This is a genomic window from Deltaproteobacteria bacterium (genome assembly GCA_018668695.1).
In the GTDB taxonomy this organism is placed as follows: Bacteria; Myxococcota; XYA12-FULL-58-9; order XYA12-FULL-58-9; family JABJBS01; genus JABJBS01.
This window is the reverse complement of the sequence record JABJBS010000065.1, coordinates 18,171-30,379: the sequence shown is the minus strand read 5'-3', so window position 1 is coordinate 30,379 and position 12,209 is coordinate 18,171. Positions and strand designations below refer to the sequence as shown.

Genomic DNA, 12,209 nt, shown 5'->3' with positions numbered 1-12,209 from the left:
TTCTTCCTCTTTTGGCATCGAGATATAAGGTCCAAAGCGACCATCTTGAACGGTAACTTCTTCCTTGGTCTCAGGATGTGTTCCAAGAACGCGAGGGAAAGATAAAATGAGTTCTGCTTGCTCAAGTGTAAGATCTTTAGGAACCATATCCGGCCAGAGGCTGGCCATCTTTGGTTTGGTTCCCTTTTTGATATTACCCTTAGCATCGAGCTCTGGTTCACCCAGCTGGATATAAGGACCGTAGCGACCCGATTTAAGGAAAACCTTCTCACCAGTGGCTTCGTGCAGGCCCATCTCACGGTTGGCTAAAGCTGCTTCTTCTAGAAGTCTCAAAGCTTCTTCAACACTAAGCTCATCAAGCGCCAAATCATCAGGAATGGAAGCACGTCTATCGCTATCGCCAATTTGCAAATACGGACCATAGCGACCTACGCGAGCGGCTACCAATTCACCCTCTTCTAAATCACCCAGGGGAACAGTAGAAATCGCGCGGGCATCAATCGCGGCTTTACTGGCCGAGATTTTAACTTTTAAGCCAACTTCGCTGATGCTCTTTTTGCCAGCAGCCTCAATCTCTTCCTCAGGCGTTGGTTCAAGCCCGAAGTAGAACTTGTGTAACCATGGAATGGCCTGCTGCTCGCCCATGGAAATATTATCAAGATCACTTTCCATACGGGCCGTAAACTCGTAATCCACAAGCATCGTAAAGTGTGCTTCTAAGAGTTGTGTGACTGCAAAGGCAGTTAAAGTAGGAACAAGCGCTCCACCCTTTTTCCACACATACCCTCGGTCTTGAATCGTTTGGATAATCGATGCGTAAGTTGATGGACGACCAATACCGCGCTCTTCAAGCATCTTAACAAGTGATGCTTCAGTGTAACGTGCAGGTGGTTTGGTATTATGACCAGCTGGCTTGAGTTCTTTAGCATCGAGCTGCTCGCCTTTGGCCATCGGAGGTAGAATCTTATCTTCGTTATCCGACTCTGATTCACCATCGTTGTCTTCTGTGAAACGGTAGGCTTTCAGGAATCCAGGAAAGGTAATGACCTTACCAGAAGCGGTAAAGGTTGCCTTACCCGTAACATCTTGTCCGGCAGCTTCACTCACCGCTGCGGTGATGTCAGCCTTCATACGAACCTGAGTTCGTTGCCCTTTGGCATCCTTCATCTGGCAAGCCACTGTTCGACGCCAGATCAAATCGTAAAGCTTAAATGCGTCATCATCGAGTTCAGAGCGCAAGCTATCTGGTGTACGGAATTCGGTTCCTGCTGGACGAATCGCTTCGTGTGCTTCCTGAGCGCCTTTTACCTTACCTTTGTAAGTACGAGGCTCATCCGGAACATACTCTGCTCCAAACAGTTCAGTAATTTGAGCGCGAGCCGCATTGACCGCTTCTTGTGAAAGCGTATTCGAATCGGTACGCATATAAGTAATGTAACCGTTTTCGTACAAACGCTGAGCCACACGCATCGTTCGCTTGGCAGTATAACGAAGCTTGCGGCTTCCTTCCTGCTGAAGGGTAGACGTAATAAATGGTGCTTGCGGCTTTTGAGTGAAAGGCTTTTCAATGATGTCTGTAACGGTAACGTGCTTACCCGTCATATAATCCGTTAAGGCCATCGCAGCCTTTTCATCGAGAAGAATAACGTTATCCCGGCGGGCGTTATCAGTCAGTTCTCCCGTGAGGCCATCAAAGTCGCGGGTTAGAGCAATACGGCGCCCCTCGATATCGGCCAAGAGACCGTCTACTTTAAGGCCATCACCAGCCTTCTCTAAGTTTGCTCGCAAACTCCAATAAGCAGAACTCTTAAACGCCATACGGTCGCGCTCACGCTCAACAATCAGACGTGTCGCAACGGACTGCACCCGACCCGCGCTTAGACGCGGCTTAATTTTGAGCCATAAAAGAGGGCTGACCTCATAACCGTAAAGTCGGTCGAGTATCCGCCGAGCTTCCTGCGCTTCCACCAATCGGTGGTCAATTTCTCGTGGGTTTTCAATGGCGGCATGAATCGCGCGCTCAGTGATTTCATGAAAGACCATTCGGCGAATCGGAACCTTAGGCTTTAAAACCTCAACCAGGTGCCACGCAATCGCTTCTCCCTCGCGATCCTCATCCGTCGCCAGAAAGAGTGCATCCGATTGAGCCAGCAAGTCTTTTAGTTTCTTAACTTGGGCTTTCTTAGCCGTAGGTACAATGTAGAGGGGCTTGAAATCCTCGTCTACATTCACGCCGATCCGTGACCATGGCTTTTTCTTATGCGCTGCGGGAATTTCGGCTGCCTTGGATGGCAAATCTCGAATATGGCCGATTGAAGACTCGACAATATAGTCATCTCCAAGAAACTTGGAAATCGTTCTTGCTTTGGCTGGTGATTCCACCACGATTAACGTCTTTGCCACTTTAACCCTCACTGCCGAGAATAATGGGGCACCGGTTCGCTAGACCTCACGCCACTCCTATTTCCCACGCGGCCCCCGCCGGTAAAAAATCGAGTATTCCAAGACTCTCAAGTCATCTATATGGCGTTGCGACTCGCTAAATCAGCGTGCCCACTGGACAAGCGCTACACCTCAGGTGGCATGCTTTAGCGCATGGTTGCAGAGAGTTACAAGAGGAGACGTGAATAACACGACGCGTCAAGACTGGGCCTTTCCCCATTCTGGGGAAGTGATATGGTGTGCCACGACAGGTTCTGGTAAACCGGTAAGTAACTGATGAAATTGAAGTTTTTTATAATAATCACATTATTGCTCAACCTCCTGGGACAAGGATCGGGATTGGCTCAAGAAAAAGAGCCACCAGAGTTCCAATTTGGCTTTCTCAAGGTTCCCGGAGGCCAAAATTCTCCCCGAGACAACGGGTTCAGCCGCCTCGGTTGGGAAATTCGCAAGCGAACCAGCATCGCCTCATCGCTCGATGTGCTGCCCGTTGACCCCAACACTGACAGTATATTTAAGGTGCCTTTCGTGCTCTGGCAGGGAGAGGAAGCTTTTCCACCATTGAGTCCCGTGGCTGTTGGCCAAATGCGGCAATTTTTATCCCGCGGCGGTACACTCTTGATCGACCTAAGCGACGGGAACCTCGGCGGCCCGTTTGACCAAAGTGTACGCCGGGACCTCGCTCGAATCTTGCCCGGTGAAAATCTTAAACGCGTGGCTCCAGACCACGTTCTCTACAAGAGTTTTTTCTTACTCGAACGCCACGGCGGCCGCATTAAAAGCAGAGCTCACCTCGAGGGCATGACCACCGACGGCCGACTTTCCGTGATCCACTACGCCAACGATATGAGCGGAGCGATGGCTCGCGACGAATTCGGTTCTTGGCGCTACACGATGAGCAGTGGAGGCGAAAGTGCCCGAGAAATGACGTACCGCTTAGGCATCAACTTGGTCATGTATGCTTTGTGCCTCGACTACAAAGAAGACCAAGTCCATATCCCCTTTATTTTGCAGAGACGTCGGTGAATACGGAAAACTATACAGACTGGACGCTGGTATCGCTTTCAGCACTGCCCGAGCAGTGGATTTGGATACTCTCTGGCGCAGTGATTTTGGGCACCGCTCTGGTTATACGTTCTTACGCAACAAGCCGTCGTAAAATATCTTTAAGCATCCTTAGAATTCTTGGCGCACTCTTGGTGTTGGGATTTCTCATTGAACCCGCTCTTCAAGAACGACTCGTTCGTCAAGTAAGAGACCGATTCGCTGTGGTCATCGATCGCTCTATGAGCATGACTCTGGGCAGCGACAAAACCAACAACCGTTACAACGATGTTCTTGAGGTATTTGAAAGCAGCAAGGAAACCATCAAAAAACTAAGCGAGGACCATATCCTTGAGTTCTACGATCTCGATGGACCCATCTCCAGCGACATCATCGGTACTACTCCCAAGGGTGAGAGCACGGATTTACTCGCAGCGCTTGAGAATATTCAAAGCTATGGAGGCGGACGCCCTCTGGCGGGTGTTTTACTCATCTCCGATGGTGCCGACAATGTAGAGCTGGCACTGGCCGAAGAGAAAGAAGTTGATTCCCAGCTCAAGGCCAGACTCGGCAGTCTGAAAATCCCGTTCAATACAGCGTGGCCGGCTCGGCAAGGGACCTTTAAAGACATCAGTATTCAGAAAGTCGTCGCCGACGAATTTGCCTTCGTCCACAATACCATGGAGATTCAAGTCACCTTGGAGGCAACGGGATTTGAAGGTGCAACCGTACCGGTCTCTCTCAAACGCGGCAACGAGTTGCTAACAACTGAACAAGTTGTTTTATCCGATAAAGCTTCCCGCGTGATATCATTCGAAACCAAACCCGATGCCGTGGGTGAGTTTATTTACACCGTCGAAATTCCTGCATTTGCCGGAGAGGCTGTCCCAGAGAACAATATTCACTCGTTTGTGGTAAAAGTCATTCGAGATAAAATCCGCGTACTCCAAGTTGCCGGGCGTCCAAGCTGGGATGAGCGTTTCCTCCGGCAGCATCTTAAAGAAAACCCAAACGTCGACCTCATCTCATTTTTCATTTTGAGAACGCCGAATGACAACCCTCAGGTGATGGACAAAGAACTCTCCTTGATTCCTTTTCCCACCAACAAAATCTTCGACACCGAGCTGCATACTTTTGACGTCGTCATATTTCAAAACTTTGATTATCGCCCATTCAACATGGCTCACTTTCTACCGAACATCCGTGAAGCCGTTCGCAAGGGACTGGGCTTTATCATGGTGGGTGGCCCCCAAAGCTTTGACGGCGGCGGATATGCGGGAACTGCCATTGATGACATCCTCCCCATCCGTATGAACTCAGGTGGATTTCAAAATGGTACGTTTAAAGCTGAGCTTACTGAAACAGGCCGTTTTCACCCCATCACCGAGTTAAGCCGAAGTTCTCGTGAGGCTTTTTGGGGAACACTTCCCGCCTTTTCTACACTCAACAGCACCCTGGGTCCGGCAGCAGACAGTTCAGTTCTTCTGGAATCCGTAGGCAGCGGGTTTGGTCAGGCTACTCCTCTCCTCTCAGTTCGCGAAGTGGAAGATGGCCGCAGTATGGCACTCATGACCGACTCGATCTGGCGATGGCGTTTCGAGAACAATCGCGATGGCGGCGCGGCTCTTCGGGCCTACCATCGGTTTTGGTCAGGCGCGTTGCGTTGGCTGATGCGAGATCCAGAGCATGCCCGCATCCGGGTACTTCCAGGAAAATACCGATATGAAGTTGGCAACCCAGTTGAAGCCAGTATTAAAGTCCTGAACCCCAACTACCAAGGCGCGGCCAACACGGCTGTTCGGGTCAACCTCTTTCGAAGCAACGGAACCACTGTGGATGTGGACGACCTCGTGACTGGTGAAAATGGGAACACGAAAATCAGCTACGACAAGCTTGAGCCAGGTCCCTACCGAATCGTCGCGGAGGCAACTCTTGAAGACGGTAAAAATATGTCTGGGCAAGGCGTCTTTGTGGTGCAGGCACAACATACCGAGCTGGCCACCGCGCGGCCAAGGCCCGATTTACTAAAAGCCATCGCTGCGACCACGGATGCTAAAAGTAGCCCGTTTAGCGAAGATACTTGGGAGAACCTTGAGACCGTAGCTCCAGAGGTGATTGAAATCGACCGGCGTAAAAACACTGAGCTTTGGGACAATGGTTGGGCACTTTTACTCGCCGTGCTCCTCTTTTCAGCCGAATGGGCCCTTCGTCGCCGTACCGGCTATCTTTAAGTCGTAAAATCAATCCTTTTGAGCTTGAAAGATTGGAGCGTGGGCGGTAGCTCAGGCCCATGACCGACTCAGTAAAAATCATAGGTGCAGGCCTCGCAGGCAGTGAAGCAGCTTGGCAACTTGCCGAAGCGGGCGTTAAAGTTCAAATCAGCGAGATGAAACCCATCAAGAGAACGCCAGCACAAAACTCTGATGAGTTGTGTGAATTGGTTTGCTCAAATTCGCTTCGCTCCAATAATCACATGAACGCAATCGGTCTTTTGAAAGAAGAAATGCGCCGGCTTAATTCATTGATTATCCGGGCAGCTTATGAAAACCGAGTACCCGCTGGTGACGCGCTCGCGGTGGAACGTATCGGATTTAGCAAGACCATTACCGCTGCTCTCGATGGTCACCCCAATATTACACGCGTCAGTGAGGTCGTTGAAAAACTACCCGATGCCGGCCACACCATTGTATCCACGGGCCCACTTACAGACGCTTCTTTGGCTACCTCCATTCAAGAAGCATCCGGCCAAGACCGGCTCTACTTCTACGACGCGATAGCTCCAATTGTCAGCGGCGACAGTTTAAATCGAGACATCATTTTCGCAGCAAGCCGTTACGGTAAAGGCGGAGGCGACGATTACCTCAACTGCCCGCTCAACAAAGAACAGTACGAAGCATTTATTGATGCTGTTCTCGAAGGCGAGTCCATGCCGCTGCACAGCTTCGAAGAGCCGAAGTACTTCCAAGGTTGCCTACCAATAGAAGTGGTCGTGGCCAGCGGGCGTGAGACGCTTCGCTACGGTGCAATGAAGCCCGTAGGACTCGATGACCCACGCACAGGTCGCTGGCCCTATGCTGTGCTCCAGCTTCGTAAGGAAGACCCTGATGGTCAGGCCTACAATATGGTCGGCTTTCAAACGAAGCTGAAGTACCCAGAACAAAAGCGCATCTTTAAGATGATACCCGGAATGGAAGATGTGGAATTTATCCGCCTTGGTGCCATCCACCGTAATACGTATCTTGATAGCCCAGCACTTTTAGATGAACGTATGCGCCTTAAAGCCATGCCTCATATTCGTTTTGCCGGACAAATTACCGGGGTGGAAGGCTACGTAGAAAGCGCAGCCCACGGCTTGATGACCGGCCGGCTTTTGGCGGCAGATATTCAGGCGACAACTCTTGAAGCGCCTCCACGCGAAACCGCTCTGGGGTGTTTGTGGCAACATGTGCAAGGTGTTAACCGTCTGGACCACAGCTCTCACGAACCACAGAATATCAACTGGGCTATGTTTACGCCGCCGCCAGAAGGCACCAAGAAGAATGAGAAAAAGCGTATCCGCGTGTTAAGAGCTGAAGAAGCGCTTAACCAGTGGGCCGCTCAGTATCAGCTCGAGATCTGCGCATCGAACATTGTGCCTGAAGAGCTCGTCAAAAAGAAAAAGCCTAAACGAGCCATGCCTTTACCGCCCGTACCGGAAGCAACCTAAACAAATCCCAGATACGGCGCCCCACTTTTCTTGCCCTTACGCTCCAAGCCAGTATCCTAGGCAGGTGGAAAAGGCACTCGACAGCTTTGAGCAATTTCTTCTTTTAGAAAGGCGCGCTTCCGTGAATACCGCACGGGGCTACATGTCCGATCTAAGAGCTGCGGTAAACTTCGCCAAAGAGCGCGGCTATCAATCCTTTGATGAATGGACCACCGATTTTCTTCGAGCTCATCTGGCCCGTTGTAAAAAAGATAATGGTGAGCGTCTCGCGGCAACCAGTATGAGCCGCAAGCAGAGTTCCCTGCGTGCCTTCTACGCGTGGTACTTACGCGGCAAGCCCACGTCAATCGATCCCACGGCGCCTCTTGATGCTCCCAAGCTACCTCAGCATCTACCAAGAGCACTTGATGCCGACGCAGTCATGGCCCTTATGCAACCTCCAAAAAGCGACGAGCCCAAACATGCGCGTGCACATGCTGCGATGCTTTTACTCTACGGGCTGGGTATTCGTTTGAGCGAAGCTGCAACCCTGAAAAACTCAGACCTGGATTTAGAGGAAGCCACCGCCAAGGTTCTTGGTAAGGGCGGCAAAGAGCGCGTCATCCCCATTCCCAAGGGGTGCATTGCCGCACTTGAGTACTATCGCCAAAAACGTCCCGCAGATGCCGAAGATATCTATCTCATTGGCCGAGGTAAAAAGGGTATATCCACGCGCACCATCGCCAGAATTGTGGACGACGCTGCGCTTCGGGCCCTTGGACAGCACGTCTCTCCTCACCAGCTTCGTCACAGTTTCGCCACCCATTTACTGGCTGGAGGCGCCAACCTGCGAGAAATTCAGACCTTGCTCGGCCATAGCCATCTCTCCACCACACAGCGCTACACCAAAGTTACCGCCGAACGCCTCTTTCAGGTCTACGACCAGGCTCACCCTCGGGCTACTAATAAGTCCTAACCGCCCCGCTAAACCGGGATTCCCTGAGATTTCAAGAGCCGATTGACACCATCATCTGGCAGGCCTATGAAGCCGCGGATGTCTGAAGCAAATGTAAAAAAACCAGCTCTTGTCTTACTCTCTGGCGGCCTTGATTCCGCCACCGTCCTCTCCATGGCCATCGATATGGGTTTTGAGCCCCACTGCATGAGTTTTCGGTATGGCCAAGGCCATGCCATCGAACTTGAAGCCTCCAACCGGGTTGCCAAAGCCCAGGGCGTTCGAGAACACCGAATTGTAGAAATCGATCTTCGAGCCTTTGGTGGCTCTGCCCTCACAGACGATATCGAGGTACCCAAGGGCCGCAATACCGACGAAATGAACGACGGCATCCCAGTGACCTATGTGCCCGCTAGAAATACGATTTTTCTTTCCTACGCCCTTGCTTGGGCCGAGGTTCTCGGTGCTTTTGACATCTTTATTGGCGTCAATGCTGTCGATTATTCAGGCTACCCCGATTGCCGACCAGAATTCGTGAACGCGTTCGAAACCATGGCAAATCTTGCCACAGCAGTGGCAGTAGAAGGAAAAGGGCACTTTACAGTGCACGCTCCACTCCTTACCTTGACCAAGGCAGAAATCATCGTGGAAGGAACACGCTTGGGTGTCGATTACGGCCTAACCCATTCCTGTTACGACCCGGTGGGAGAGCTCGCTTGCGGCCAGTGTGATTCTTGTATCTTAAGACAACAAGGTTTTAAGGATGCAGAAGTCGCCGATCCCACCCAATACGTCTGAAACAAGGCGTTCGAGAAAGACTGATGGAACAATATCACGCAACTACTATTCTCGCGGTTCGACGCGGCTCCAATGTTACCATTGCCGCCGACGGCCAAGTCACCTTGGGCAATACAGTCATGAAGCACAGCGCTACCAAATTGCGCCGTCTCCACGACGGGCAAGTTCTCGCGGGATTTGCCGGTTCCACAGCTGACGCATTTACGCTTTTTGAACGATTCGAGACCAAGCTAAAAGACTACAGTGGCAACGTCACCCGGGCAGCGGTTGAGCTTACCAAAGAGTGGCGAACTGACCGTATGCTTCGCAAGCTTGAAGCCATGCTCATCGTAGCCGACCGTGAAAAGACACTGATTCTAAGCGGTAATGGAGATGTTCTTGAGCCCGAATGCGGCGCAGTGGCCATCGGTTCAGGCGGAAACTATGCACTCTCTGCCGCCAGAGCGCTCCTGGATCACTCCGAACTTGGCGCCAAAGACATTGCTCAATCGGCAATGAAAATCGCCGCGGATCTCTGTATCTATACCAACGCAAATATCATCTTTGAAGAACTTGGAGCCGAGTAAGAGTATGGCAACATCATTTAACGAACAAACAAGCTTCACCCCTCGCGAAACTGTTGGCGAGCTCGACAAATACATTGTTGGCCAAAAAGATGCCAAGCGTGCTGTCGCCATTGCGCTTAGAAATCGCTGGAGAAGAAAACGCGTTCCAGACGAGCTGCGTGACGAAATCGCTCCCAAAAACATTATCCTCATTGGCTCCACCGGTGTTGGTAAAACAGAAATTGCACGGCGTCTTGCCAAGCTTGCCAATGCGCCCTTTGTAAAAGTTGAGGCCAGTAAGTTTACCGAAGTTGGCTATGTGGGCCGCGATGTTGACTCTATTGTACGTGACCTCATGGAACGCTCCATTCACATGGTGCGTGAGGAAGCGAAAGAACGCGTGATGGTAAACGCTCGCCAGCATGCAGAAGACCGGGTCCTAGATATTCTCTTGCCAAGGCCTGCCTACGAAAAACAAGGCGACGAGCAGACTCCGGCCGACGATGACAGTCGTCAAACGATGCGTAAAATGCTTCGGGAAGATAAGCTCAACGACCGCGAAGTTGAAATCGATGCGCAGGACCGATCGATGCCCACCATGCAGGTTTTTAGTAACAGCGGCATGGAAGAGATGGGCATGAATATCCAAGATATGATGGGCCAGATGATGGGCGGTCGTAAAACTCGAAAACGCCGTGTTAAAGTTCCAGAAGCGCTGGAAATCTTTTCCCACGAAGAAGCCGCCAAACTGATTGACCAAGATGACGTCAACGCCGAGGCCGTCGACCGCGCGGAAAACAGCGGCATCGTCTTTCTCGATGAAATCGACAAAATCGCCAAACGAGAAGGCGGTGGTGGAGTTGATGTGTCACGTGAAGGTGTCCAGCGTGATATTCTACCGATCGTTGAAGGCTCTACCGTCACCACCAAGTATGGCCCTGTTAAAACTGACCATATCCTTTTCATCGCTGCTGGAGCATTCCATGTGAGCAAGGTCAGTGATTTGATTCCCGAGCTACAAGGTCGTTTCCCTATTCGGGTGGAACTGCAGTCGCTGGGTGAAGCAGAGCTCCTTCGCATTTTGGAAGAGCCAAAAAATGCACTTCCTATTCAATATGAAGCCTTGATGGAAACCGAGAAGGTCGCCTTGAAGTTTCAAAAAAATGGACTCAAAGAACTTGCCCACATTGCCGCCCAGGCCAACAGCAGGGCCGAAAATATTGGTGCGCGCCGACTGCATACCGTGATGGAAAAGCTGCTCGAAGAGATCTCATTTGAAGCTCCTGAATGTGCCGGAACAAGCGTTACAGTGGATGCCGCTTTTGTAAAATCCACGCTCGAAGATTTCTACACCAAGGAAGACTTGAGCAAATACATCCTCTAAATCAGACACTTACGGTCTCTCTATTTTCCTTGGAGCCGTTTTCTTATGTAAAAGTGGTCTCTTTCTTCTAGGCCACTCTGTACCCCTCCATAAAATTCTGGCTATAGAGCTACTCTTGAAGCGTAGCTGTATTTTTTTGCGGCCCTATCCTGGAGGAAGTGCCATGACGCAAACGCAAGCCCTACTCAGTTCAGCCAAAGAGCACATGACCAAAAACTATAACCCGGCTCCGTTTATTCTAGAGCGCGGTGAAGGCGTATGGGCTTGGGACCAAGACGGTAATAAATACCTCGACTTCACTTCTGGGATTGCCGTGAACTCCCTGGGCCACGGGCACCCAAAGGTTGTAGAGGCGATCCGCGAACAAGCTTCTCGGCTCTCACACGTATCGAATATGTTTCACCACAAGGGCTACATCGACATGTGTCAGAGACTGTGCGACCACAGCTTTGGAGACCATGTCTTTCTTTGCAATTCTGGTGCGGAAGCAGTGGAAGCGGCGATTAAAATGGCACGTCTCTATTTTCATTCGAAAGGTGAAAACCGGCCACAAATGGTTGCAACCCACGGCGGATTTCACGGACGCACCATTGGAGCACTCAGCCTTACCGCAAACCCCAAATATAAAGTTGGCTTTGAACCTTTGATGCCTAACGTTGCACACGTCCCTTTCAACGATCTGGAAGCCGCACGAAAAGCCATCACCTCAAAAACCGCTGCCTTCATCGTAGAACCTATCCAAGGCAATTCCGGGGTAGCTGTTGCCGATGCAGGTTACCTAAGCGAATTACGAAAAATCTGTGACCAAACCGGTACTCTGCTCATCGTTGACGAAATTCAAACAGCGGGTGGACGTACAGGAAAATGGTTTGACCATCAGCACGAAGACATGGTTCCGGATATCATGCCTTTGGCCAAAGCCATTGGCGGCGGCATGCCTCTCGGGGCGCTCGTGATGAGTAAAGCCGTATCTGAGCCTCTCAAAATCGGTGGCCATGGCTCGACCTATGGCGGCAACCCGGTAGCCTGCGCGGCCGGGCTTGCAACCTGGGACGTCGTTCAAGAAGAAGGCTTAATGGAGCACTCCGTAAAGCTCGGTGCTCAATTTATGGAGATGCTCGAAGGCTTGAAGAGTAAGACCGAACTTGTCCACTCCGTGCGAGGCCGAGGGCTTATGATCGGGCTGGAGTTAACCTGCGAAGCCAGACCGGTTTTTGAAAAGGCTCGAAATGCTGGCTTATTGGTAACCTTAGCAGGAACCCACGTCTTGCGAATTCTACCACCTATGATTGCCACCGAATCGGATTGTGCGCATGCGACATCGTTGCTGGAGCAAGTGCTCAAGCCTTAGCCAAA

General features: G+C 51.2%; 9 protein-coding genes. 8 read left to right on the top strand and 1 reads right to left on the bottom strand.

Annotation, left to right across the window (positions count from 1 at the left end; all coding sequences use genetic code 11):
• Positions 1–2,403, bottom strand: a 2,403-nt coding sequence (gene topA, locus HOK28_03715; protein MBT6432174.1) for a type I DNA topoisomerase, incomplete at its 3' end; no start/stop codon positions are given.
• A 378-nt stretch (positions 2,404–2,781) separates the two neighbouring features.
• Here topA and HOK28_03710 point away from each other — a divergent pair.
• From HOK28_03710 to HOK28_03675, 8 genes are all read left to right on the top strand, one after another.
• Complete coding sequence (locus tag HOK28_03710) at positions 2,782–3,468, top strand: DUF4159 domain-containing protein (protein MBT6432173.1); 687 nt, start codon at positions 2,782–2,784, stop codon at positions 3,466–3,468.
• A complete protein-coding gene (locus tag HOK28_03705; GenBank protein ID MBT6432172.1) occupies positions 3,465–5,717 on the top strand; it encodes a hypothetical protein in 2,253 nt (750 codons plus the stop codon). Before HOK28_03710 ends, HOK28_03705 begins: the two co-directional genes overlap by 4 nt.
• A gap of 59 nt (positions 5,718–5,776) precedes the next feature.
• Positions 5,777–7,192 (top strand): methylenetetrahydrofolate--tRNA-(uracil(54)-C(5))-methyltransferase (FADH(2)-oxidizing) TrmFO, encoded by a 1,416-nt coding sequence (gene trmFO / locus HOK28_03700; protein MBT6432171.1) that lies wholly within the window; start codon positions 5,777–5,779, stop codon positions 7,190–7,192.
• A gap of 64 nt (positions 7,193–7,256) precedes the next feature.
• Complete coding sequence (locus HOK28_03695) at positions 7,257–8,147, top strand: tyrosine recombinase XerC (protein MBT6432170.1); 891 nt, start codon at positions 7,257–7,259, stop codon at positions 8,145–8,147.
• Between the two features lie 78 nt (positions 8,148–8,225).
• Positions 8,226–8,924, top strand: a complete 699-nt coding sequence (gene queC, locus HOK28_03690) for a 7-cyano-7-deazaguanine synthase QueC (GenBank protein ID MBT6432169.1) — start codon at positions 8,226–8,228, stop codon at positions 8,922–8,924.
• 23 nt (positions 8,925–8,947) lie between these two features.
• Positions 8,948–9,490 (top strand): ATP-dependent protease subunit HslV, encoded by a 543-nt coding sequence (hslV, locus tag HOK28_03685; protein MBT6432168.1) that lies wholly within the window; start codon positions 8,948–8,950, stop codon positions 9,488–9,490.
• Positions 9,491–9,494: 4 nt separating this feature from the next.
• A complete protein-coding gene (gene hslU, locus HOK28_03680) occupies positions 9,495–10,853 on the top strand; it encodes an ATP-dependent protease ATPase subunit HslU (GenBank protein ID MBT6432167.1) in 1,359 nt (452 codons plus the stop codon).
• Between the two features lie 163 nt (positions 10,854–11,016).
• Positions 11,017–12,204: an aspartate aminotransferase family protein gene (locus tag HOK28_03675; GenBank protein MBT6432166.1), complete on the top strand. Its 1,188-nt coding sequence runs from the start codon at positions 11,017–11,019 to the stop codon at positions 12,202–12,204.
• Positions 12,205–12,209 lie beyond the last annotated feature (5 nt).

Excerpts from the sequence above, each read along its gene's own strand:
- trmFO (MBT6432171.1), top strand. The coding sequence starts at position 5,777 with ATGACCGACTCAGTAAAAATCATAGGTGCAGGCCTCGCAGGCAGTGAA.
- queC (MBT6432169.1), top strand. The coding sequence starts at position 8,226 with ATGTCTGAAGCAAATGTAAAAAAACCAGCTCTTGTCTTACTCTCTGGC.
- hslV (MBT6432168.1), top strand. The coding sequence starts at position 8,948 with ATGGAACAATATCACGCAACTACTATTCTCGCGGTTCGACGCGGCTCC.
- hslU (MBT6432167.1), top strand. The coding sequence starts at position 9,495 with ATGGCAACATCATTTAACGAACAAACAAGCTTCACCCCTCGCGAAACT.
- HOK28_03675 (MBT6432166.1), top strand. The coding sequence starts at position 11,017 with ATGACGCAAACGCAAGCCCTACTCAGTTCAGCCAAAGAGCACATGACC.